The sequence below is a fragment of the Gemmatimonas sp. genome, assembly GCF_046594945.1.
GTDB lineage: Bacteria > Gemmatimonadota > Gemmatimonadetes > Gemmatimonadales > Gemmatimonadaceae > Gemmatimonas.
Genome location: NZ_JBKJRB010000070.1, coordinates 1 through 24325, shown reverse-complemented (window position 1 = coordinate 24325; position 24325 = coordinate 1). Strand labels below are relative to the sequence as shown.

The 24325-nt window shown below is 65.6% G+C and carries 20 protein-coding genes, 2 tRNA genes and 1 riboswitch; of the genes, 21 read left to right on the top strand and 1 reads right to left on the bottom strand.

Annotation, left to right across the window (positions count from 1 at the left end):
* Nucleotide 1: 1 nt before the first annotated feature.
* The 17 genes from ACLL97_RS07685 to tadA all read left to right on the top strand — a co-directional run bounded on the left by ACLL97_RS07685 (nt 2) and on the right by tadA (nt 18541).
* Nucleotides 2-496: a PTS system mannose/fructose/N-acetylgalactosamine-transporter subunit IIB gene (locus ACLL97_RS07685; RefSeq protein ID WP_411279888.1), complete on the top strand. Its 495-nt coding sequence runs from the start codon at nt 2-4 to the stop codon at nt 494-496.
* The gene (locus ACLL97_RS07680; RefSeq protein WP_411279887.1) at nt 496-1230 is read left to right on the top strand and encodes a PTS sugar transporter subunit IIC; all 735 of its coding nucleotides are present in this window, start codon (nt 496-498) and stop codon (nt 1228-1230) included. Before ACLL97_RS07685 ends, ACLL97_RS07680 begins: the two co-directional genes overlap by 1 nt.
* Entirely contained in the window at nt 1223-2056 is an 834-nt protein-coding gene (locus tag ACLL97_RS07675; protein WP_411279886.1) for a PTS system mannose/fructose/sorbose family transporter subunit IID, read from the top strand. The genes ACLL97_RS07680 and ACLL97_RS07675 overlap by 8 nt, the downstream gene beginning before the upstream one ends.
* On the top strand, nt 2056-2322 hold the full coding sequence (locus tag ACLL97_RS07670) for an HPr family phosphocarrier protein (protein WP_411279885.1): 267 nt from the start codon (nt 2056-2058) through the stop codon (nt 2320-2322). The genes ACLL97_RS07675 and ACLL97_RS07670 overlap by 1 nt, the downstream gene beginning before the upstream one ends.
* Nucleotides 2322-4091 (top strand): phosphoenolpyruvate--protein phosphotransferase, encoded by a 1770-nt coding sequence (gene ptsP, locus ACLL97_RS07665; protein WP_411279884.1) that lies wholly within the window; start codon nt 2322-2324, stop codon nt 4089-4091. Before ACLL97_RS07670 ends, ptsP begins: the two co-directional genes overlap by 1 nt.
* A gap of 53 nt (nt 4092-4144) precedes the next feature.
* Entirely contained in the window at nt 4145-5317 is a 1173-nt protein-coding gene (metK, locus tag ACLL97_RS07660; RefSeq protein WP_411279883.1) for a methionine adenosyltransferase, read from the top strand.
* A 94-nt stretch (nt 5318-5411) separates the two neighbouring features.
* Nucleotides 5412-5927, top strand: coding sequence for a bifunctional nuclease family protein (locus ACLL97_RS07655; RefSeq protein WP_411279882.1), 516 nt, complete (start codon nt 5412-5414; stop codon nt 5925-5927).
* Between the two features lie 32 nt (nt 5928-5959).
* Nucleotides 5960-7174, top strand: a complete 1215-nt coding sequence (locus tag ACLL97_RS07650) for a hypothetical protein (RefSeq protein ID WP_411279881.1) — start codon at nt 5960-5962, stop codon at nt 7172-7174.
* Between the two features lie 2 nt (nt 7175-7176).
* A riboswitch (cobalamin riboswitch) is annotated at nt 7177-7395 on the top strand.
* 61 nt (nt 7396-7456) lie between these two features.
* On the top strand, nt 7457-8446 hold the full coding sequence (locus ACLL97_RS07645; RefSeq protein WP_411279880.1) for an ABC transporter substrate-binding protein: 990 nt from the start codon (nt 7457-7459) through the stop codon (nt 8444-8446).
* Nucleotides 8443-9462: a FecCD family ABC transporter permease gene (locus tag ACLL97_RS07640; RefSeq protein WP_411279879.1), complete on the top strand. Its 1020-nt coding sequence runs from the start codon at nt 8443-8445 to the stop codon at nt 9460-9462. The genes ACLL97_RS07645 and ACLL97_RS07640 overlap by 4 nt, the downstream gene beginning before the upstream one ends.
* Nucleotides 9459-10301, top strand: coding sequence for an ABC transporter ATP-binding protein (locus ACLL97_RS07635; protein WP_411279878.1), 843 nt, complete (start codon nt 9459-9461; stop codon nt 10299-10301). Before ACLL97_RS07640 ends, ACLL97_RS07635 begins: the two co-directional genes overlap by 4 nt.
* On the top strand, nt 10298-12475 hold the full coding sequence (locus tag ACLL97_RS07630; protein WP_411279877.1) for a TonB-dependent receptor plug domain-containing protein: 2178 nt from the start codon (nt 10298-10300) through the stop codon (nt 12473-12475). Before ACLL97_RS07635 ends, ACLL97_RS07630 begins: the two co-directional genes overlap by 4 nt.
* Before the next feature lie 47 nt (nt 12476-12522).
* Nucleotides 12523-13623 carry a hypothetical protein gene (locus tag ACLL97_RS07625; protein ID WP_411279876.1) on the top strand — a complete coding sequence of 367 codons (1101 nt, stop codon included), beginning with the start codon at nt 12523-12525 and terminating at the stop codon, nt 13621-13623.
* 226 nt (nt 13624-13849) lie between these two features.
* Nucleotides 13850-14599, top strand: a complete 750-nt coding sequence (recO, locus tag ACLL97_RS07620) for a DNA repair protein RecO (protein ID WP_411279875.1) — start codon at nt 13850-13852, stop codon at nt 14597-14599.
* Between the two features lie 145 nt (nt 14600-14744).
* Complete coding sequence (locus tag ACLL97_RS07615) at nt 14745-15191, top strand: hypothetical protein (protein ID WP_411279874.1); 447 nt, start codon at nt 14745-14747, stop codon at nt 15189-15191.
* A gap of 195 nt (nt 15192-15386) precedes the next feature.
* Nucleotides 15387-18032 carry an ATP-dependent chaperone ClpB gene (gene clpB, locus ACLL97_RS07610; RefSeq protein WP_411279873.1) on the top strand — a complete coding sequence of 882 codons (2646 nt, stop codon included), beginning with the start codon at nt 15387-15389 and terminating at the stop codon, nt 18030-18032.
* 80 nt (nt 18033-18112) lie between these two features.
* A complete protein-coding gene (tadA, locus tag ACLL97_RS07605; protein WP_411279968.1) occupies nt 18113-18541 on the top strand; it encodes a tRNA adenosine(34) deaminase TadA in 429 nt (142 codons plus the stop codon).
* 21 nt (nt 18542-18562) lie between these two features.
* On the opposite strand, the gene ACLL97_RS07600 is transcribed toward tadA, so the two are convergent.
* On the bottom strand, nt 18563-20017 hold the full coding sequence (locus tag ACLL97_RS07600; protein ID WP_411279872.1) for an AAA family ATPase: 1455 nt from the start codon (nt 20015-20017) through the stop codon (nt 18563-18565).
* Nucleotides 20018-20184: 167 nt separating this feature from the next.
* Here ACLL97_RS07600 and ACLL97_RS07595 point away from each other — a divergent pair, with 167 nt between their 5' ends.
* From ACLL97_RS07595 to ACLL97_RS07580, 4 genes are all read left to right on the top strand, one after another.
* The gene (locus ACLL97_RS07595; protein ID WP_411279871.1) at nt 20185-22644 is read left to right on the top strand and encodes an aminopeptidase P N-terminal domain-containing protein; all 2460 of its coding nucleotides are present in this window, start codon (nt 20185-20187) and stop codon (nt 22642-22644) included.
* Nucleotides 22645-22679: 35 nt separating this feature from the next.
* Nucleotides 22680-23678 carry a tetratricopeptide repeat protein gene (locus ACLL97_RS07590; RefSeq protein ID WP_411279870.1) on the top strand — a complete coding sequence of 333 codons (999 nt, stop codon included), beginning with the start codon at nt 22680-22682 and terminating at the stop codon, nt 23676-23678.
* 97 nt (nt 23679-23775) lie between these two features.
* Nucleotides 23776-23862 (top strand) — tRNA-Ser (locus tag ACLL97_RS07585).
* 111 nt (nt 23863-23973) lie between these two features.
* Nucleotides 23974-24060: transfer RNA gene (locus ACLL97_RS07580), tRNA-Ser, on the top strand.
* The last annotated feature ends 265 nt before the right edge of the window (nt 24061-24325 follow it).

Here is a 24325-nt window from a genome sequence, read left to right as displayed (position 1 = left end):
GATGCCCATCGCGCTTTATCGTATCGATGATCGACTGATTCACGGCCAAGTCGTGGTCGGGTGGGGCCAGCCGCTCGAACTCCGTTTCATTGTGCTGGTCGATGACGAGGTCGCGACCAGCGATTGGGAGCAGGAGCTCTATCGCATGGGTGTGCCCCCCGAGATGTCCGTGCAGTTTTACACCGTCGACGATGCCGCGGCGCATCTCCCCGAGCTGCAAAAGCGCCCCGAGCCGGGCATTGTACTCGTCGGCGATATCGGGACGATGGGTCGACTCGTCAGCCAGGCCAGCGGCCGTATCCGCGCCGTCAACGTGGGCGGTGTCCATCACTTGCCCGGCCGCGTGCAGCGATTGCGCTTCGTGTTTCTCACCCCCGCCGAAGAGCAGGGGCTTCGCGACATCGCCGCGCTGGGCGTCGACGTTTCGGCGCAGGACGTGCCCAGCGCGCGCCCCGTGCCGCTGGGCGAACTGCTGGCCTCTACCACGGGCGCTTGATGAACGGGTCGACGTGGTGGCTCGACGTCCTGCCGCTGTCGCTGCTGGCTGGCGTCATCGGACTCGACGTCGTCAGCTTTCCGCAGGCGATGATCTCGCGGCCGATCGTGGCCGCCACGCTCGGTGGCGCCTTTGTGGGCGCCCCCTTTGCCGGACTCGTGTGCGGCGCCGCGCTCGAGTGCCTCGCGCTCGAAGCCCTGCCGGTCGGCGCCTCGCGCTATCCGGAATGGGGCAGCGCATCGGTGGTCGCCGGTGCCGTCGCCGCCACCGGCGCCACCGCTGGTGGGCCCGCCGGTGGGCCCGCTGGGGCGATGCCGTTGGCCGGAGCGTTCGTCGTCGCCGTCGCCCTCGGGATCGCGACCGCGTGGATCGGTGGACTCACTATGATCAAACATCGGCAGATCATCGCTCGCTTTGCGCGTCCGCGTCTCGGTCAACTGGCCGCCGGCAATCGCAATACCGTGGTCGGACTGCAGGTCTTTGGGATGACCCTGGATCTCGTCAGGGCGGCCCTGCTGGGCGCGGTGTGCTTCATCCCGGGGCATCTGCTGGCCGTGCAGGTAAACGGACGCTGGAGCGTCCCTGAGGACCTGTCGCGGGCCATCGTGGTGACCTGCGTGGCGGCCGTGGCCGCGGCGTCTGTCTGGAAAGACTTCCACGCCATCAGTGGCACTCGGCGGCTCTTCTTGATTTCACTGGCCGTCGGCACGCTCATGGTGGTGCTCGGTGCCTGACGAATTTTTAAGCCAGGATCCCCTCCGCACCGACACCATCAGCATGCCAGTGGCCGGGTTCGCGGCGGCACCGCAGATGGACACCAAACTGCGGCTGTCCATGTACCTGCGCTGTCTCGCCATTCAAGGCTCCTGGAACTACGAGATCCTCGTCGGGAACGGCGTGGGGTTCTGCGTCGAACCCGCCCTCCGACAGCTTCCCGGTGGGATCGACGGACCACTGTATCGCGAGGCGTTGGCGCGACAGTCGGTGTACTTCAATGCCCATCCGTATCTTGCGGCGCTGGCGATCGGGGCGCTCGCCCGGGCCGAAGTGGAGCAGGTCGCGCCCCAGCGCATCGAACGATTCCGCACCGCCCTCTGCGGGCCCCTCGGTAGCGTCGGGGACCGGTTGGTGTGGGCGTCGTGGCTGCCGGCCTGTTCACTCGTGGCCCTGCTGCTTTTCGGTGTCGGCGCCACGGCGCTCGTGGTCGTGCTCGGTTTTCTCGTCCTGTACAACGTGGGGCATCTGGGACTGCGCGAATGGGGACTGCGCGCCGGCTGGCGCCACGGGCTCCGGGTCGCGACGGCCCTCGGCCATCCGGTACTTCAGCACGGTCCGCGCTACATTGGACGGGTATCAGCGGTGTTGGGCGGACTGGCGCTGCCCCTCGCCGTCCATCGTGCTATCGGCGGACAGGCACCGTTGACACCCATCCCCGTCGGCGTCGCCGTCGTGACGCCCCTCCTGGCCGTGCTCCTCGTGCGACTCCAGGGACGCGCCGAGGGATGGCGCGTCGTCCTTATCCTGCTCGCGGCCTTCGTCCTCTACTCGGTGGTCCGTTAATGGCTGAACTCTCGGTTCAAATCGTGAATAAGCATGGACTCCATGCCCGACCGGCCGCGGAGATGGTCAAGGCCGCCTCGCGTTTCAAAAGCGACATCACGATCTCGCGCGATGACCTCGAGGTGAACGGCAAGAGCATCATGGGAGTCATGATGCTGGCGGCCGAACACGGGGCCATGATCACCCTGCGCGCGTCCGGGCCCGATGCCGACGATGCACTGGAGTCGCTGGCCGCGCTCGTCGCCGCGCGGTTCGGGGAGAGCTGATGCAGTCAGTGCTCCGCGGCATTCCTGCATCGCCGGGAATCGTCGTTGGACCGGTCCACCTCCTGCGTTGGGAGGTGCCCGAAGTGAAGCATCGCCTCATCGATGATGACGCCATCGAGGCGGAAATCGTGCGGTTGCACGAGGCGTTTGAACGCGCCCGCGATCGCCTGCGCCATCTGCGCGCGCGAGCGGAGCAGCAGGCGGGTCCCGAGGAAGCGGCGATTTTCGATGTGCAGGTCTCCATTCTCGACGATGGGGAACTCACGCGCAGCACCGAAGCGCTGATCCGCCAGAACCTCGGTGCCGAAAAAGCCTTCGATATCATTTTGCTCGAATGGCGGCAGCACTTCGCGCGCCACTCGGCGCCGATGCTGCGCGAAAAAGTCGGCGATCTCATGGACGTGCACATTCGCGTGCTGTCCATGTTGCTCGATCTCCCTGATCATGATCCCGTCGACGTCCCGCCGGGCGCCAACGCGATTCTCGTCACGCACGACCTCACGCCGTCGCTCACGATGCAGCTCGATCGCAACTGCATCGCCGCCATCGCCACCGAGGCGGGTACTGCCACCGCCCATGTCGCCATTCTGGCCCGTTCGCTGGGATTGCCCGCCGTGGTCGGTCTGCGCAGCGCGCTCTCGTTCCTCGTGCCGGGCCAGATCGCGATCCTCGACGGGGCCGAAGGCACGCTCCTGATCGCGCCGTCCGAGCATGAGCTCGAAGACGCGCGCCTCCGTGTGGAACAGGAAGCCGGTCGCGAAGGCGAGATGCGAGAGATCGCACACAGCGAAGCCATCACGCCCGACGGCATTCGCATGGTCATTCGCGCGAACGTCGACATTCCTGATGAAGCGGAGATGGGCGCCACCAGCGGCGCCGATGGAGTGGGCTTGATGCGCACGGAGTTCCTCGTGGTCGGCCGAGCCACCATGCCCGACGAGGAAGAGCAGTACAAGGCGTACAAGAAGGTGATTCAGGCGTTCGGCACGCGACCCGTGATCATTCGCACCTTCGACGTCGGTGGCGACAAGCTGCCCGTCGGTGGATTCCCGACGGAAGCCAACCCGTTCCTCGGCTGGCGCGCCATCCGTATGTGTCTCGACGAGCGCGACTTGTTCAAGGTGCAATTGCGCGCGCTGCTACGGGCGGGCGTGCACGGCGATCTGCGCATCATGCTGCCGCTGGTCGTCACCGTCGATGAAGTCCGGGAGACGCGTCAGCTGATCGATGAAGCCGTCGCCGAATTGGCGGAACGTCGCGTGCCATTCCGCGCTGATGTACCGCTCGGGGTGATGGTCGAAACGCCGGCGGCCGCCATCGCCTGCGATACCCTCGTGCGCGACGTCGATTTCTTCAGCATCGGATCGAACGACCTCGTGCAATACACACTCGCGGTCGACCGTGGCAACGCGAACCTCGCGCCCCGCTTCACCCCGTTTCATCCGGCCGTCCTGCGCCTCATCGCGCAGGTGCAGTCCACCGGCGCGGCGCACGGCATCGACGTCTGCGTCTGTGGCGAAATGGGCTCGCAGCCGCTGGCCGTCTTCGCCCTCATGGGGCTGGGCATCCGTCAACTCAGCGTCGCGCCGCGTGCCGTCGGTGAGGTCAAGCGCGTCATTCGCAGTGTGCGCATGACGGCGGCGCGGGACGCGGCGCAGGCCGCACTGGCCGCCAGCACCGCACGCGAAGCGGAAACGCTGCTGCGTCGTCGCTTACGGACTGAGCTCGATGCGGCCGCCCAGTCGGGCGGGTTGCCCGCACTTTCCTAGCGGACTAGTCTACGCCAGACCTGCTCCTACGAACCTTCTACCCAGAGTGCTGCGTGGCCGATCGTCACCTGTTTACGTCGGAGTCCGTGACCGAAGGACATCCGGACAAGATCGCGGATCAGATTTCTGATGCCGTGCTGGATGCCATCCTCGCCAAGGATCCCGCGGCGCGCGTCGCCTGTGAGACGCTGGTGACGACCGGCCTGGTGGTGATCGCCGGCGAGATCACGACGTCGGCCTACGTGCCGCTGCCGGATATCGTGCGCAAGACGATCGAAGGGATCGGCTACACCGACGCCAACTTCGGGTTCGACAACAAGACCTGCGCGGTCATGAGCACCATCGACGCGCAGTCGCCCGATATCTCCCAAGGTGTGGACACCGGCGGTGCCGGTGACCAGGGCATGATGTTCGGCTACGCGACCGACGAAACGCCCGAACTCATGCCGCTGCCGATCCAGCTCGCGCACGCCCTCACCCATCGCCTGTCGGCGTTGCGCAAGGACGGTTCGCTGCCGTGGCTCCGCCCCGACGGCAAGGCCCAGGTGTCGGTGATCTACGAAGGCGATCGTCCGATTGCCGTCGACACGGTGGTCATCTCCACGCAGCACGACGAAAAAGTCTCCAACACCAAGCTCCGCCGCGCCATTCTCGACGACGTCATCATGGCGTCGATCCCGGACGAGTATCTGCCCAAGCGCCTCAAAACGCACATCAATCCCACCGGGCGTTTCGTGATCGGCGGCCCGCAGGGTGATGCCGGGCTGACCGGACGCAAGATCATTGTCGACACGTACGGCGGCATGGGTCGTCACGGCGGCGGCGCCTTCAGCGGCAAAGATCCGTCCAAGGTCGATCGCTCGGCCTGTTACGCCGCGCGCTGGGTGGCCAAGAATATCGTGGCCGCGAAGCTGGCCACGCGCTGTGAAGTGCAGGTGGCCTACGCCATCGGGGTCGTCCAGCCGGTGTCGGTGTACGTCCAGACCTTCGGCACCGGCGTGGTGTCCGATCGCGTGATCGAGGCGGCGGTGAACGCGGTGTTCGACCTCACGCCTCGTGGCATCACGCGCGACTTGGATCTGCGCAAGCCGATTTATCAGGCGACCGCGGCGTATGGGCATTTCGGTCGCCGTCCTGAAACCGTGGGTCGTGGCCGCTCGGCCCGGACCACCTTCACGTGGGAGCGCACCGACCGCGTCGCGGCGCTCAAGCGCGCGATCCGGTGAGTCGCGCCGGTGCACCACTCCGCACCACGCGTGCGGAGTGGTGCACCGCGCGAACCGCGCGTCGTCCTCGCGCTCGCCTGCACGAGGTACAACGATGATGGTGGAAGTCACGGTGGCCCGACTCGGGCTCGATAGCGCGACCAATTCCTATGTCGTCATTCTCCGCGAGAAAGGCGGGCGGCGTGTGCTTCCGATCTGGATCGGTCAGCCGGAAGCGGAATCGATCGTGATGCAGATGAATCAGGTGAAGCGCGAACGTCCGATCACCCACGATCTCTGCAAGTCGCTCATCATCGGACTCGGCGGCACCTTGCGCCGCGTCTCCATCACCCGCGTGCAGAAAAGCACCTACTACGCGGAGATGCAGATTGACGGACCGACGGGTGTGGTCGAGGTCGATGCACGCCCGTCTGACAGTATCGCCATTGCGCTGCGGCTCGACGCGCCGATCTTCGCGCCGGCCGCGCTGCTGACGGCCGTCGACAACGACCAAGACGCCGACGAAGGCGATTTCTCCGTCGACACTGCCGACAGTGAACTGACGGCCGAGCAACTCAAGGCCTATCTCGAGAATCTGCGACCGGAAGATTTCGGCAAGTTCTCGCCCTGACGTTTCCGCCCCTCAACCCGATTGTCCTCCGCGTGCCCCGACTTCCGTCGTTCCTCCGACTCCTCGCGTTGACGCTCGTCGTCGCAACCGCGACCGCAACCGCGACCGCAACCGCGCTCACCGCCCAACCGCGTGCCGTTGACGGTCGCGTGCGCCGTCCGGTCAACGTCAACGCCGACTCGACCGGCATGGGGCCGGCCGCCGGCACGTGGGTCACGTTGCATCGCGTCGGAAAGGACACCGCTGGGCCGATCGACTCCGTGCGCACCGACGCGCAGGGGCACTATCGCTTCCGGTACACGCCGTTCGGCAGTGGTGACGGAGTCTACTTCGCTTCCACGACATGGGGCGGTATCGCGTACTTCACCCCGCCGCTCAAGAACGCCGAGTCGCGTGGTGATGATGCCGAGATTACGGTGTTCGATACCACGTCCGTACGGTTTCAGCTTACGGTGAAAGGGCGGCATTTCATCGTCGGCAAGTCCGATACGACACAGTTCCGCACGGTTATCGAAGTGTTCGAATTGTCGAACGACAGTCTGCGCACCCTCGTGGCGACTGATACCACGTCGCCGATGCCGACGTGGAGCATCGCCATTCCCGCGTCGGCGCTCGATGTCCGCGCGAACGACGGTGAGATTTCACCCGATGCGTTCGTCGCGGGACCCGGTCGCGTGTCGGTGTACTCGCCGATCGCGCCCGGAATCAAGCAAGTCGCGTTCTCGTACAAAGTGCCGAATAGCAGCTTCCCGCTCTCCATGCGCGCCGAAGGTGGTGCCGTCGTGTTCGAAGTGCTCCTCGAAGAGCCGCAGGGATTCGTCACCGGGAAAGGCTTCGCCAACGTCGATCCTGTCGCGCTCGAAGGTCGCACCTTCCGGCGCTTCCTGTCACAGGATGTGCAGCCCAACGCCGAACTCATTATCGAACTGCCGTCGTCGGGCGCCCCGGCGCGCAACTTGTACATCGCCGGGTTGCTGGTGGCGATCGGCCTGCTCATGATGGTCGTGCTCATGCGCTCCATGCAGCGTCGAGCGGCGAGTCGTGTAGCCGTCGAGCCCACCATGCGTCCACGCGAATCGGATGCGCCATGGCACGAACGTCTGGCGCAGGAGATCGCCGCCCTCGATGAAACGTACGCCCGTATCGCCGAGCCGTCGGATACGGTCAAGCAGGCCTACAACACCCGCCGCACCGAACTGAAGGGCGCCCTTGCCGCGGCGCTTGCCGACCTGGGAACGCGAAGGTAGGTTCCTGTTGTCGCGCATTCGGCGCGATGACAACTGATTTCAGAGCGCAGGACACGGAAACCGGTTCAATGCCGGTGCGGCCCCGCCACTGTAACGGGACCTGCAACGCGACCAGTCACACGCGATGCAGCAGCGACACTCACGATGCCACTGACCTTCGGGTCGGGAAGGCGAGTGGAGCGACCCGGAGCCAGGAGACGACCGGCGCTCATTCTCGGACGAAGACCCTCGAGGGGGGGCTCGCGCCACGTGTCGTCGCTCTGTACCGTGCGATGGGCACGCGTGCTCGGGCGTCTTCTCGTGGGAGAGGACGCCTTTTTGTATCCTCACCCACGATTGGTACGCCGTGCGCTGGTGGTCCTGTTGCCGGTCATCGGCGCCGTGGCTTGCTCGCGCTCGGATACCGGTACAGCGGAGCAACGCGACGCACGCGCGGTAGCGGCCGCCGGCGCGTTCGCCGCGGACACCGACGATTTTGGTGCGCCGTTGCCCACCAATGCCCGCTTCGCCGCCCGCGTCGTATCGCTCAATCCCGCCGCCACGGAAGCGATCTTCACGATCGGTGCCGACTCGCTGCTGGTCGGTCGTTCGCGCTGGGACGAGTATCCCCAAGACGTCAGTCGCATCGCGGCCCTTGGGGATGGTATTCGTCCGAACATCGAAGCCGTGCTGTCCGCGCGGCCGACGCTTGTGGTGCTCTACGCCACCGCGGAGAATCGCGCCGCGGCCGATGCCTTCGCACGGGCCGGTGTGCGCACCATCGCGCTTCGCGTCGACCATATCGCACACTTTCACCGCCTGCTCGCGGTGCTCGGCCGTGCCGTCGGCGCCAACGTCCGCGCCCGGATCGTGAGCGATTCCGTGCAGGCCACGCTCGACCGCGTTCGCGCGCTCACCGCGTCGCGACCGCGGCCGAGGGTTGTGTGGCCAGCCTGGGAATTCCCGCTGCTCGTGATCGGTGGCGGCAGCTACATCGATGAACTCCTCACGATCGCTGGCGCGGACAATGTCTTTCACGACATGCGCGCGCCCTCGCCCCCAGTCTCGATCGAAGAAATTGCCAGGCGCAATCCCGATGTCGTCGTAACCGGTGTTGCGCGCGCGGCGAAGCTCACCGCCAGCCCGTCGTGGCAGGCAGTCCGCGCGGTGCGTGAACAACGATTCATCGTGCAGGATCCCGCCGTGACCGGTCGCCCCTCCGTCGTACTGGGCATGGCCGCCGTGCAGCTGGCTCGTGCGCTGCACCCCGAATTGCGCGACTCGCTGAAGTGATCGCGACCACGCGCCTCCGTGAGGATCACGCCGCACACTCGTCCTGGCTTGCCTGGGGAGTGGGCGCGTTGCTGTTGCTCGCTGTGGTGATACTCGGGCTTTCCATCGGCGCGGTACCGATTGCCACCGGCGATGTCGTCAACGCGCTGCGCGGTATCGGAGATCCGTCCACCATCGCGATCGTGCGCGACCTACGGGCTCCTCGTGTGCTGCTAGCCGCGCTGGTCGGCGCCGGCCTCGCCAGTAGTGGCGGTGCGCTGCAGGGCACGCTACGCAATCCGCTAGCCGAGCCGTATTTGCTCGGCGTGTCCGGCGGGGCCGCCGTCGGGGCGGTCACGGCGATGGCGTTCGGCGTCGCGCAGCCCGCGCTCATCACGGCCTTCGCGTTTATCGGTGCCGGCATCGCCACGGTCGTCGTCACGGCGATTGCGCGTGTCGTCGGCGGTAGTGCCGATACCAAGCTGCTGCTCATGGCCGGTGTCGTTGTCGGCGCGTTCGCCAACGCCGCAATACTCGTGGCACTCGCCGATGCGCCGCCGGAGCGGCTGCGCGGTGCGCTTTTCTGGATGATGGGTTCGGTCGCCGACGCCACCTGGCCCGCCGTTGCGCGCGGCGCCGGCGCGCTGCTCCTGCTCGGTGGTGTACTGATATGGCGTGCCCGTGACCTTGATGTGCTTTCGCTCGGCGACGAGCCGGCCGCCGCGCTCGGCGTCGATGTCGACCGGGTCTCCCGTCAGCTGTTCCTGGTGGCATCGTGGCTCGCCGCCGCCACCGTGGCCGCCGCTGGGCTCATCGGCTTTGTGGGATTGGTGGTGCCGAACATCGCGCGCGCGCTCGGCGCACGTCAACATCGACCGATGCTGCTCATGTCGGCGTTGTACGGGGCGGTGCTGCTGGTCGCGGCCGACCTGCTGGCACGCACGCTGCGCGCGCCCGCCGATCTGCCACTGGGCGCCGTCACGGCCTTGGTTGGCGTTCCCTTCTTCCTGCTGCGTCTGCGGCGGCTCGCCGCATGAGCCGCGCCTTGCCCGGAACGGAGCCGGGAGCCGCGCTCACGTTTGACCACGTGAGCGTCCGCTACGCCGGTCGGGCGCAGCGCGCACTCGATCACGTGTCGGTGGTGGCCGAACCGGGAACGATGACCGCCGTGGTGGGGCCGAACGGCAGTGGCAAAAGCACGCTCGTTCGCACGCTGTTGCGCCGCGTTCCACTGGAGTCTGGCCGCGTGACCGTGGGCGGCGTGGATGTGGCCGCGCTCGACACGCGCGACCTCGCCCGTCGCATCGCCATCGTACCGCAACGCGAGGAGCCGGTGCTCCCGCTGCGGGTCGAGGAGTTCGTCGCGCTCGGCCGGCATGCGCGTCGCAGTGCGTTCGGCGGAATGAGTGCCGACGATCGCGCGGCCGTCGTCAGCGCGGTCGATCGCGCAGGCATCGCTGATGCCATGGGTCGACGCACGGACACGCTATCCGGCGGCGAGTGGCAGCGGGTGCGCATCGCTCGCGCCTTGGCGCAAGCGGCACCGGTGCTGGTGCTCGATGAGCCGACCACTTTCCTCGACATCGCGCATGAGATGGCGGTGTTCGAGTTGCTCGACGAGCTCGCGAGCCAAGGACAGACCGTGTTGCTGGTGAGTCATCAGCTCAACCTCGTGGCACGGTTCGCGTCGCATATCGTGCTCTTGCATCGCGGCACCGTGGCTGCTGCTGGCGACGCCGACAGTGTGATGCGTGGCGAGATTCTCGAGCGCGTGTACGAGTGGCCGCTGGTGGTGACCCGGGATCCCGCCGTCGGGGCGCCGGCGCTGCTACCGCTACGGGGACGCGGCCGTCATCGAGAGCGACCGTCGTCGTGAGCGTCCTGATGTTTTTGCTGGCGAGCGTGGTCGCGCACGCGAGCCAGCCGCCGCTCGATTCCGTCACGATCTGCGTGGCCGATGCGCGTACGCGAGCGCCGCTGATCGGCGGCGAGCTCACGTCGCGGCCTGCGCCACGCTCGGCACATGCGGCACATGCGGCACATGCGGCACATGCGGCTCGTCGAATCGCCGGTGCGTGCGCTCACGTGCATACGACGCACGTCGACAGCCTGCACATCGACAGCCTGCAGGTCACGCGCGCCGGGTATCTGCCGCGCGCGGTCGCGTTTCCTCGCGCGCCTCGCCACCGTGGCGACACGCTCTGGGTCGCGTTGTACGCCGTCGATGCTACCCGAGCAGAGCGTTTGGCCGCCGTCCAAATCACCGCGGCCGTCGCCGGCGGGGCTGAGCGTGCGAGCGATGTGCGAACCGCCGGGCGCACGACCACCACCGTGCAGATTGCCGATGCGCGGACCGCCGGCGCTTCGACCGTGCACGCCGTGCTGGCGCTCATGCCGTATACCAATCTGCGCTCGTCCCGCGGCGAGACTGGCCTCTCGCTGCGGGGAGCGCGTCGGGAGCAGGTCGCCATCACGCTCGACGGGATGCCGCTCAATGATCCGGCCACCGGCATCGCCGACGTGTCCGACATTCCGCTGGCGGGACTGCAGTCGGCAACCGTGGCCCTCGGCGCTGATCCGGTCGGCAGCGGGGCAGGGGCGACCGGCGGTGTGCTCGCGCTGACCACGTCGGCGCAGCGTGTGGCATCGGTCCGCACCGGTGCCTTCGGGCAGCGCAGTGTGGAGGGGGCATGGCAGGTCGCGGCGGCCGGAGCGGTGTGGCATGCCAGTGCCGCGTGGCGCGACGCGACCAACGACTTCGCGTTCGTGAACGATGCCGGCGTCGCACCGCAGCGTGAAACGCGCATCAACAATGATGAGCAACGGGCTACGCTGTCGCTCGGCGCTATTGGAAGCCGAGCGCAACTTTCCGTGCTCGGTTCCACCAGCGAACGCGGCATGGTCGGCCCCGCCAACGTGCGCAGCTACGATGCCGACCGCGCCTTCACCGACCGCCTACTGGTACGGGCACAAACCTCCGTGCACGGTACCACACTGGTGTCCGGTGTGCGACGACTGCAGTTGCGCTACGTCGACCCCACCCGTCCGGCGCTCGACTCACGTGCCGTCGCCTGGGCCGCTGACGCCGAATGGCGTGGGGCGATGCACAACGTCGCGTGGCGCGTTGGCGTCGGGGCCGATCGTCTCACGGCCGCCGGTGGCATCTCGCAACGGCGCAGGCGTGGTTTCGCCGGTGCGCAGCGCGCGTGGACTGCGCGCACCGCCGGCCGGTGGAGCATCGACGTCGGCGCGCGCGCCGATCTCATCGAAGGCAGTGGACTGTTGCCCACGGCGTCCATCGGCCTCGAGCGCCGCGTCGCACGACTCCGCGATCAACTGCAGGTGGTGGCATTCGGCCGCGTTGCGCAGGCGGTCCGCGTACCGACCTTGTACGATCTGTACTTCTCGTCGCCGCAGCGGCTGTTCGTGAAGTCACTCTCGCCGGAGCGCGTCGATCTCGACGTGAGTACCGGCGCACGCGTGATCACTGGCGCGTCACGCTATCACGCGAGCATCGAAGGCGCCCTCGTGGCGCGTAACACACGCGACGCGATTGTCTGGTTTCCGGGCAACTTCGGCTGGAGTCCCGCCAACGTGGGCATGGAACGACTGCGCGGTATCGAGTCGCGCGCTGAGCTCACGTCGAGCCGGGCATCAGTCTCGGCATGGGTGACCGCGTACAACGCGGCGCTCAGCACGAGCGGCCTTCGCATTCCCACACCGTACGTCCCGCGCCTGTCCGGCGGAGCACTGCTGCAGCTGCATACGCGCGCGCAACACGCCACCGTGGTGTGGCGCGGCATGGGCGCTCGGCCCTATACCGCCGGCCCACGCAATCCTGATTTCGAACTGGCAGCCGTGTCGCTCGTCGACATCACCGTCGCGCAACAACTACGCGCGCTGCCCCACTGGCCGCGGCCCCGCCTCGATGCCTTGGTCGCGTTCTCGCTCGAGAACGCCACCGATGCCTCGTGGCAGTCGGTCCGCGGTTTTCCATCGCCCGGACGCTCCTGGGCGATGTCATTCACCCTGCAACACTCCCCACGATGATCCCGCAGGCCCGCTCTCGCACGACCCTTCTCCGCCGCCTGACCGTAGTGATGTCAGCCGCTCTGCTCACCGCATGCGGTGATGATGGCATCAGCAACAGCACCCCGCAGCCGCCGCGCGGCATTATCGTGCTCGACGGCTTTATCCAGCCTGGCCTCACGTTTCTCGGTGACACTGGAAGCGCGAGCACCAAGCTCACGCTCGCCCCGACCACCGAGTTCGATGCCGGCGGCTTCACGCTCCTGCGTGATACCGTGCTGGCCGTGTCGAGCCGCGGTGCCGGTGATCTGCTGTACGTCACCGATGTGCGCCGGTCGACCACGCGTCGTATTCAGCTCCCCACGCGCAGCAACCCGTCGCGCGCCCGCCTGCTGTCGGGTACCGGTGGGCAGACGCTCATCGGCGCGGCGCTGCGCGACTCGTCGAGCGTTGCACTGGTGTCCTTCGCCGGGGCCGGGGCCGTGACCAGTACGCGGATCTCCAACGCCGGCACATGCCCCACCGATCTCTTTCAGTTCGACAACGCCACCTGGATCGTCGACGCCAACGCTAACTGCAAAGTGAACTACGCGGTGCAGGGCGATGTCCGTCTCATCCGCGTGCCGAACACGGGCACCACGCGTGACACGATTCTCCTGCCGGGACTGCGCGGCTCGGGCGCCTCGGCCCTCGTGGACGGCGACGTCGCCTACATCAGCGCCGGTGGTGACGCGAGCTTCGCCGCGTTTCCGTACACGCTGATTTCGAGCGGCCGTATTACTAAAGTCGATCTGCGCGGCAAGCGCGTGCTCCTTACCAAGCAGATGCCAGCCACCACCTACGGCGCCGGCGTGAAACTCGGTCTCGACGGATTCCTCTACGTCTCGCTGTATCAGGATCTCGCGTCGTTCACGAACCGTATCATCAAAGTGCGCACCGCCGATCTCAGCTTCGTCACGTCGACGTCGGCCGACTGGCTGGTGCTCACCGGTGCCACCGGTGCCGCCGTGACCTGCGGCAGCGGACAAGCCGATGCCCTCGGCCGTCTCCATTGCATTCAGAACGGAACCGGCTCGGTAACGTCACTGCTGGTCTTCAGCCCGTCGGGTACCGAAGTGCGGCGCGTGGCCGCGAATCAGGGTGGAGTGGATATGGCAATCCGTCCCTAACGATGCAGCGGTCAGCGGTCAGCATGTGCAGAAAGAGATAGCGGACTGGGTATAGTGCTCAGTTTCGAGTGGCTCGACGGGGGGCGACCTCGCGGCTCCTGGTGAGTGCCAAATGGCTCGGCACTGTGCACTGTCGTTGCTGACTTCTGAACACTATACCCAGTCTGACGTCTCCCGCTTGCCGACTGAGCTCTGACCTCTGAGCAGTTAACAGCTATTCTCCGTCATGTCCCTCCTCACCACCGACGCGATCGTTCTGCACGCCGTCCCGTATCTCGAGTCGTCGCGCATCCTGCGTCTGGCCACGCGTGAGGCCGGGGTGCTGTCGGTGGTGGCCCGCGGTGCCCGCTCATCGAAAAAGCGCTTCGGCAGCGGGGTCGATCTCTTCGCCGAAGGGCAGGCGCAGATCGTCGTCAAGCTGGGACGTGACCTCCACGCGCTCACCGCTTTCGACGTCACCCGCTCGCGGGCCGGTCTGGCCACCAACCTCGGCCGGTTCACCGCCGCCAGCGCCTTGGTCGAGATCGTCATGCGGGTGGTCCACGACGAGGCGGCGCCCCGTGTCTATCACGGCGTCGCCGCGGGGCTGGATGCCATCGCCGAGTCAGCTGAAGCCGATACCGTAGCCCTTACCCTCGGCGTCTTCTGGCAGCTCGTCAGCGAGGTCGGCTTCATGCCGAGCCTCGATCGATGCGCCGAGTGCCAGGCCGAGATTCCCCCGGAAGCGGAGGCCCGCTTCAGTCACGCCGCTGGCGGCGTTCTCTGCCCACTCTGTGCCAAAATGGCGCCTACCGGACGCCGTTTACCTGCGGTGGCTCGCCAGACCATCAACGTCTGGCTGAGGGGTGATCAGCCCGTGGTCGAGCCCGCCGACTGCCGGGCCCACCAGCGGCTACTGCGGGAGTTCATCACCCAACACCTCCCCGACAGCCGCGAGCTACGGGCCTTTGGGGTATGGGAGCAGGCGCGATGGTGAGTCCCCCCGGTGCGAACGGGGAATGTTGCTTGACGGCCCCGTTTACGCGTCCTAGCTTTAGGAAGACCTGATCCGCAGGTCTGACGTCCACCTTTCACTTGGAGACTTCGACTCACAACCCTGATTCGTCAGTCGGAGAAGCAACATGAAACGTGTGTGGGGAGCACTGGGTCTGGTGCTCGCTCTCAGCGTGATCATGCCACGAGCCGCGGCCGCGCAGGATAGCAAGCAACGCCGCAATGGATCAACGCTCGGACAGAATTATCCGAATCCGTTCAATCCTGAAACTCGCATCCCGTTCAGTGTGGGTGATTCGCCCAACTGCACCGAACCTGGTCGGCAGTACCGCGTCAGTCTGAAGGTCTACAACATGATCATGCAAGTTGTAGCGACGCCGGTGTTGCAGGGCGGATCCGGAGGGGTGGCCGGAGGTCAACCGCTGGAAAAAGTGTCTGTCCAATGCGGCGACTATGTCGCGTACTGGGATGGCAAGGTCCAAGCAACCGGGCGGGAGGCCGCTTCGGGCGTGTACCTGTATCGCCTCGAAGTGGATGGCGTGCCGCTGGTGAAAAAGATGATCGTGGTCAAGTAAGCTGGGAGTAAACGAGCACCACGAGACCCAACGAAAATTCAAAATGGCGCGCCGGGTGGACGGACCCGGCGCGCCATTTTGTGTTCACGATCGGCGATCGCGGCGATTGTAGGGACTTCCCTCTCGAAACTCGACGCCTGCGTATGCAGTATTGGCAGCAGAAGTGCGGCACCGTGATTGCCTCTCTGGAACACCATGATCAATCCTGACCGTCTGACCGTGAAGAGCGCTGAGGCGCTCAACGAAGCCGTCTCGCTCGCGCGCAAGGCCGGCAATCCGCTCGTCTACGATCTGCATCTCCTGCTGGCCCTGCTTGCCCAGGACGAAGGCATCGTTGTCCCGGTGCTGCAGCGCGTCGGAGCCAATGTCGCCAGCGTTCGCGCCGCCGCTGACCAGGAGGCCGCCCGCTACGCCAAGCAGAGCGATGCCCAGCCCACCTTCAGCCGCGAACTCACTCAGGTCGTCGATGCGGCCGAGAAAGAAGCCAAGGCACTCGGCGACGAATACGTCTCGACCGAACATCTGCTGCTCGCGCTCTCCGACGCCAAGGGCACCGACAGCACGCGCGTGCTCACCACCGTCGGCGCACACCGCAAAGCGCTGCTCGATGCGCTCAAGCTCGTGCGTGGCTCACACAAAGTCACCGACCAGTCTCCCGAAGGGCAGTATCAGGCCATCGAGAAGTTCACGCGCGATCTCACCGAAGCCGCGCGCAAGGGCAAGCTCGATCCCGTGATCGGACGCGACGAAGAAATTCGTCGCGTTATTCAAGTGCTGTCGCGCCGCACGAAAAACAATCCGGTGCTCATCGGTGAGCCGGGCGTGGGCAAAACCGCGATCGCCGAAGGACTCGCCCAGCGCATCATCAGCGGCGACGTTCCCGAGGGGCTGCGCAACAAGAAGCTCGTGTCACTCGATCTGGGCGCACTGATCGCGGGTGCCAAGTTTCGCGGTGAATTCGAAGAGCGTCTCAAGTCCGTGATGAAGGAGATCACGAGCGCTGAGGGACTGTACGTGGTGTTCATCGACGAACTGCACACCCTCGTGGGCGCTGGCAAAGCGGAAGGCAGCATGGATGCGGGTAACATGCTCAAGCCCATGCTGGCGCGCGGCGAACTGCGCGTGGTCGGTGCCACCACGCTCGACGAATACCGACTGCATGTCGAGAAAGACGCCGCGCTCGAGCGTCGCTTCCAGCCGGTGTTCGTTGGAGAGCCCAGCGTGGAAAGCACGATCGCCATTCTTCGTGGCCTCAAAGAGCGGTACGAAGCGCACCATGGCGTGCGCATCACCGACGGGGCCGTCGTAGCCGCCGCCACTCTGTCTAACCGCTACATCGGTGATCGCTTCCTCCCCGACAAGGCCATCGACCTCATCGACGAAGCCGCGTCACGGCTGCGCATCGAAATCGATTCCGTGCCACAGGAAATCGACGAAGTCGATCGGCGCATCGTGCAGCTCGAAATCGAGCGACAGGCGCTGCGCAAGGAAACCGATCCGGCATCGGTCGATCGGCGCGGCAACATCGAGGGCATACTCGCCGATCTGAAAGAACAGACCACCGGCATGCGTGCGCAGTGGCAGCAGGAGAAGGAAACGCTCGGCGCCGTGGGTCGCATCAAGCAGGAAATCGAAACCGCGAAATTTGAAGCAGAGCAGGCCACGCGTATCGGTGATCTCAACAAGGCCGCCGAGATTACCTACGGCAAGATTCCGCAACTCGAACGCGATATGAAAGTCGCCGAGGGGAAGCTCGGCAGTCAGGATGGCCGTCCGCAGTTTCTTAAAGAAGAAGTCGGGGCCGACGACGTGGCCGATATCGTGGCGCGATGGACCGGCATTCCCGTCACGCGCATGCTCGAGAGCGAACGCGAGCGACTCACAAAACTCGAAGACGTGCTCGCCACGCGCGTGATCGGACAGCGGGAAGCGGTGAAGGCCGTATCCAACGCCGTGCGGCGCTCGCGTGCCGGATTGCAGGATCCCAATCGCCCGATCGGTTCGTTCATCTTTCTCGGCCCCACCGGCGTCGGCAAAACGGAAACGGCGAAGGCGCTGGCCGAATTCCTGTTCGACGACGAACACGCCATGGTCCGCATCGACATGTCGGAGTACATGGAGAAGCAGGCCGTGGCGCGGCTCATCGGCGCGCCTCCGGGCTACGTGGGCTACGAAGAAGGCGGGCAGCTCACCGAAGCCGTGCGTCGCCGTCCGTATTCGGTGATCCTGTTCGACGAAATCGAGAAGGCGCATCCGGATGTGTTCAACATTCTGCTGCAACTGCTCGATGATGGACGACTCACCGATTCGCAGGGACGCACCGTCGACTTCCGCAACGCCGTCATCATCATGACGTCGAACGTGGGGAGTCAGATGATCCTCGAGCGCGGCCAGTCCGGCCACACCGCCTGGGCCACCGTGGAGCAGGAGGTCCTGATGGCATTGCGCGGCGTGTTCAAACCCGAGTTCCTGAACCGGATCGACGACATCGTCGTCTTCCATCCGCTTAGCCGCGGCGACATCGATCATATCGTGGATCTGCAACTCGCGCATCTTCGCAAGCTGCTCGCTGACCGCAAGCTCACCATCCGACTCACCGACGCCGCGCGTACGTTCCTCGCCGACGAAGGCTACGATCCCGTGTTCGGCGCGCGACCGCTCAAGCGCGCCGTGCAGCGCATGTTGCAGAATCCGCTCGCGCTCGCGGTGCTCGAAGGCACGTTCAAGGAAGGCGACGTGATCGTGGCCGACGTGCAGGAAGGCACCGATGCGTTGTCGTTCACGCACGGTGACGCCACCGACGCCGCGGCGCAGGCCGCGTTCACTGCGGCCGCGCTGTAAGCGTGGCCGATGCCTCAGAAGCCGGCGCTTCCTTCGGTGCACCGTCGGGAGCCCCCTTGGGCGCCGGCATCGAGGCGGCCATGACGGAGGCGCTCGATCAAGCACGTGAAGCCGCGCTGGCCGGGGAAGTCCCGGTCGGCGCGGTCGTCGTGCGTGACGGTGTGGTGGTCGCCCGCGCGCAAAACCGTATGGTGCGCGACGGAGATGCCACGTCGCATGCCGAAGTCCTCGCGTTGCGTGAGGCAGCGCACGTGCTGGGTAACGCACGACTCACCGCGTGCACGCTGGTGGTTACCCTCGAGCCCTGTGCCATGTGTGCCGGCGCGATCGTGCTCGCGCGGGTTGGCGCCTTGGTGTTCGGCGCCTGGGACGACAAAGCCGGCATGTGCGGCTCCGTGGGTGACGTGGTGCGCCACCCTCGGCTCAATCACCGGCCCGAGGTACGGGGCGGCGCGATGGCGCAGGAATCGACCGCGCTGCTGCGCAAGTTCTTCGCGAGCCGCCGGTAAGCGGCCGCGCAGAGACAGGTGTCATCGGTACAAATCCTCTAGGCTCCACAAGTACACCTCATCGCGGTCTCGGCGCACCGCGTTTCGGAACTCGTCGGTAAAGCCGCCCGCCGCCACCCAGATAAGCGGCGCCTGCGATTGAGACGCCTCGCGCGCCCACGGCACGGCCGCATGTTCCAATCGCTCGAGCATCGACATGTGATGGTAGTGCACCTTGGCGTCGAGCGGCTTGGCGTTCCACTTGATGCCTCCGGTCATGACGCGCCCATCGACCAGGGGAGCCACGATGTCCATCTCGAGCGATTGGCGTGCGCGGTCCTGTCCTTCCCATCGTCCCCACTGTGACACGGCGGGCAGCTTTAGCGGGATCGTAAGGCGCGTATAAGCTTGTTCGGCGACCCACGCAAAGATGTGCCCGATGTAGCGGTCGAACTGGTCGCGCATGTACGTATCCCACACGTGCACCGGCGCGTTGCGCGCGAGCGCCGCCTCATGGCGTGCCGTGAACTCGTAGTAGAAGGCGAACGCGGGATCGTTGAGGTAGTAGTGGTAGGTCGATGTCTGCTTGGCCCCCACGTTTCGTCGCGCGCCCACATAGTCGAGGTCCTCGAGCTTCTTGAGCATCTGGCGGACGGGCGTGTCCGACGTCTCCTGCAGGCCAGCCTTCGACCGGATCTCCGCGAAGGTTGTACTGCCGGTGCCGATGGCGCGGAGAATGGCGCGATAGCGATGCACCTCGTGCAAGCCACGCTCCTGCGAGAGAGCGGTTTCGAGCAGCTCCCGCACTTCACCCTGCGGATGAAGCAGGAGATTGGCAATGTTGGTGTCGAGTGAATTGGCGGCGTTGATCGCGGCGAGGTAGCGCGGGGTGCCGCCGAACGCGGCGTACGCACGGATCTTATCCCGCAGGCTCAGGTCGGGGACCATCTGCGCCGCGTACCAGTAATTGAAGGGGCGGATGCGCGCCGTGTAGTTGAAACGGCCGAAAAGTGGCCCGGCTTCAACGAGCGACTCCATAGTCTTGACGTGCGACCCCGAGAGAACGACCACCAGCGGCCGCCGCGGCCGTCGCTTCTCCCAAAGCGCACTGAGATCCGAGGCGATTCGCCGGACATCGGCTAGTCGGTCGCCTACGTACTGGAATTCGTCCAAGATGACGACCAATGGCTGGTCCTCGCGCATCTCGAATAGCAAGCCGAAGACCGAGCGCCAGCTGCGGTAATCGTCCATCGACAGTGTCTCGCCCAGGAAGCGTCCAATCTCCTCGACCAGTGTTTCGCGATTCTGCTCTTCGGTGGTCTCGGACGCGGTGAAGTAGAACACCTGATCCGTCGGCCATGTCCGGTTCAACAAGTGGGTCTTCCCAACTCGACGGCGACCGAAAACCAAGGCGAGGCGTGGCGCGCCCACATCGAGGAGCGCCCCGAGCGCGGCGCGCTCCTCGTCTCGGTTGATCATGTCGTCTGACTCGTTCATCACGTCCGCTCCTTGGGATCCGAACCGATCGCTTCACCGAGCCCTGCGATCGCTGTACTAGCCAATGAGTATAGTTCGAAAGAATATACTAGTAAAACAGCATAGTCGTCCAGCCGCGGCTTCCACTGCGCGCTTGACGCCGCCTCGCGCCGCACGAACGTTTCGCCATGCCATCTCTCCCGGTGCCGTTCCTTCGTTTCTTACCGCTCCGCGGCCGTCTGCGGCTCGCGTCGCAGGCCCTGCTGGCCGTTGCCATCGCCGCCCCCGCCCCCGCCCTCAGCGCCCAGCGCGCCGAACGCTTCACCGCCTGGACCCAACCGGTGTTTCCGGTGGCCGAGTACGTGGCCCGCCGGGCGGCGGCGCTGGCCAAGCTGGGGGAGAACGACGTGCTGCTCATTCCCAGCGGCGATGGCACCAGCGGCGGTGAGACCTTTCGTCAGCAAGACGATTTCGAGTATCTCGTCGGACTTGAAGTACCGCGCACCATCCTCGCCATCGATGGCCGCAGTAAGCGCGCGCTGTTGTTCTTGCCGCGCACCGACGCACGCTTTGAGAACGCCGCGCGCCCGAATGATTTTCCCGGCCGACCGCTAGCCTCCGATCCGGCGTTGCATGCGTTGAGCGGCGTCGATTCCGTGCTCACCGATTCCACGCTGAACGCATTTCTCTTTTCGGCCACGCAGCGCGGCGCGCGCGTGTTCATCAACGCTGGTCGCCCAGGCGCCACCGTACTGCCGGCGCCGTCGGCGTTCGCCGTGCCATCGGCAGGTGCGGTGCTCGCCACCGAGTTGCAGCATGAGCACGCCGAACTCACGCTCACCAACGCCCACCCGCTCATGGCGAGCCTCCGCATGATCAAGTCGCCACGCGAAATCGCCACTATGCGAGAGGCGGCGCGACTCACCATGGTGGCCATTGCCCGCGGTGCCGCGCGTGTTGCGCCTGGCATCGACGAGCGCACGCTCACCGGCATCTTCAGCAGCGACTGCCTGGCGCTCGGCGGGCAGCGCGATGCGTTCACGCCCATCATCAAGTCGGGTGACAACTCGCTCTGGCCGTGGCGCATTTTGGGCGCGCACTACACCCGTCGCAACCGCGCTCTGCGTCGCGGAGAACTGGTCATCTACGACGTCGGCTGCGAGCGCAATCACTATGTGAGTGACGTAGGGCGCACCTTCCCCGTCAATGACACGTTCACCCCGCGGCAGCGCGAACTCGTCGAAATGGTGCGTCGAATTTCCGACGCCGTCATTGCGGCGGCCAAGCCCGGAACCACGCTCGCGGAATTGCAACGCATAGCCGATTCGCAAATTCCGGCCGCTGCCAAGCCCTTCATGCAGGCGCCCCTGTTCTTCGGTCACCACCTCGGGCTCGACACCGGCGATCCGTCGCTCGCCGAGGCACCGCTCGCTCCCGGCATGATCTTCACGGTCGAGCCGTGGTACTACAATCATCGCGATTCCGTCGCCGTCTTCATCGAAGACGAGATCCTGATTACGGCATCGGGGAGCGAGAATCTCACGGCAGCGTTGCCGCGCGATGCGGCTGGTCTCGAGCGGCTGCGAAGTGGCGCCGACAAGAGCGCGCAGGCCGATAATGCGCACCGCACCATCACACGCGACGGCGTGCTCGCCTTCACGTTGGTGCGTGCTGCAGGGGCAGTGCAGGTGTACGACCTGCTTAACGGGCGTGAGGTGGCCACCACGCCGGTCTGCGCGCGGCCACTCTCCGGCGAGCTCACGGAGGGCGATGTCGCGTTCGTGGTGCGCTGTGAGGGGGCCGAACGCCCTGTGTACGTCAATACGGCGTCGTACGCCGTCGTAGCGCCGCCGCTGCGCGAACCGGTCATGCGTACACTCTCGGCCACGGTGTCGTCTGCCGTGGCGTCCGCACGTACGATTGCTGGACAACCGATCAAGAAAACCGAAGTCGTGGTCGTAGGCACCATCCACGCCGAACACCGCACCAGCCCTCGGTACAGCACCGATGTATTGCGACGTCTGCTACAGTCCATGCGTCCCGACTACGTATTGACCGAGATCGCACCGAACCGCTTCGACGCGGCCATGCGGCAGTTCACCGATTCTGGCGCGATCACTGAGCCGCGGGTGCTGCGGTTCCCGGAGTACATCGACGTGCTCTTTCCGCTCACCAAGTCCATGCGTTTCACCATCGTGCCTACCGCGGGATGGTCGGTGCCGATGGACAGCTACCGCACGGCGGCACTCAAGCGCATCGAGGCCGATCCCACACGGCGCGCCGAGTGGGAGGAGTATACGCGCGCCAACACGGTGGCCGATTCATTGGTCAAGCGCCGTGGCGCCGACGACCCGTTCTTCATCAACTCGGCGGCCTACGACTCAATCCAGACCGCCGCGCATGAGCCCTACAATCGCCTGTTCAACAGCGAGCTCGGTCCCGGCGGATGGGACCACATCAACGAGGCGCACTTCGCCAACATCGCCCGCGCGCTCGATGAGCACAGGGGGGAAGGGAAGCGTATGGTGATCACGTACGGCGCCGGTCACAAGGAATGGTTCCTGCGGGCGCTTCGTGCTCGCGATGACGTCACGATCCTCGAGGTCGCACCGTTTCTGCAGCAGATTGGCGTGAATAACAAGCAGTAGCAGGCCCACTTCCACGTAAGGGGTATTCGTAAAGCATGACAACGTCTCTATTCCGCCAGCCGTTCACGTCGCTGTCCGTCGCATTCGTATTCGCGTTCGCGTGTGCCGCCTGCTCGCCCAAGGCCGAGTCGGCGTCGGCGACCGCCGAGCCTGCCGCTCCGAGCTTTCAAACGCTGTCGTTGCTCGGTGACACGTTACGCACGCTGCCGCTCTCGTTGGCGGTGCGCGAGAAATACGAAGCGCAGCTCGCCGACGCGCGTCGTGCGTACGAACACACGCCCACTGATGTCGACTCGATCATCTGGTATGCGCGCCGGCTGGGGTATCTCGGTCGTTTGCGGGAGTCCATCGAGGTGTACACCCGTGGCATCGCGCTCTATCCCGCTAACCCGTGGCTCTATCGCCACCGTGGTCACCGCTACATCTCGGTCCGTGATTTCCCCGCCGCCGTGCGTGATCTCGAGCGCGCCACCGAACTGGTGCAGGGTAAACCCGACGAGGTCGAACCCGACGGACAGCCCAACGCCAAGAACACGCCGATCGGCACGCTGCACTCCAACATCGGCTACCACCTGGCGCTCGCGCACTATCTCATGGGCGACTTCCCCAAGGCTGCGACCGTCGCCCAGCGCGAGGTCGACTCCGCCACCAACGACGATCGTCGCGTGTCCATGGCGCACTGGCTGTACATGTCGCTGCGCCGATCGGGCCGCGATGCCGACGCCGCTAAAGTGCTCGTCCCGATGAATCGCGGCATGAACATCATTGAGAACCAGGCCTATCATCGCCTCATGCTGCTGTACAAGGGTGAGCTTCCCCCCGACTCGGTGCTCACCGCGGCCCCCGGCGGCGAATTGTCGGTCACCGACGCCTCGGCCGCCTACGGCGTGGCCAACTGGCACTGGTACAGCGGTCGTGAGGCTGAGGCCACGGCGCTCTGGCAGCGGATCGTGGATGGCGGCCAGTGGGGCGCCTTCGGCACCGTCGCGGCCGAGGCGGAATTGGCTCGGGGCAAGGCCGGCGCGCCGCGTTAAGCGGCCGCCGCGCCCTTGAATCGGGCCCGACTCGCGATTAATTATCGGGACTGTAGAAGGATTGGATCGCGATTTGTGGCGATTCATCGCGAGCGTAGGACAGGTGGCTGAGTGGTTGAAGGCACCGGTCTCGAAAACCGGCGTACCGGCAACGGTATCGTGAGTTCGAATCTCACCCTGTCCGCTGCAGCAGGTGCTGCGCGTGACATGTCGTGTTGCAGCAAGTGGGCAAGGACGCGCCGTCGTGGAACCCCGCGCCGGCGCGTTCGTCTATCAGGACGCAGGACAGAGTTTGGGATGGATGGCCGAGTGGTTTAAGGCGCACGCCTGGAAAGCGTGTGAACGTGAAAGCGTTCCGTGAGTTCGAATCTCACTCCATCCGTGGTGTAAAACGCAATTCCGCATCGGGTTACACCGCCGATGCGGAATTTTGCGTTTAGGGGGTGTCTGTACTCGGAGATCCCGGGGTGTCTGTAATCGCCTTCATTCCACAACGGCGTTCACGGATCTCTGCGCATCGGGAAGCGGCGTTGCTCACTGACCTGATCGCGCTGCGGAGAGCTCTACGACTAGCTCAGTCCCGCCTGCGTGGAATTCCCAGCTGCGGGAATCCCCGCGATTGAACGGGTGCGTTCGCGAAGGCCGCG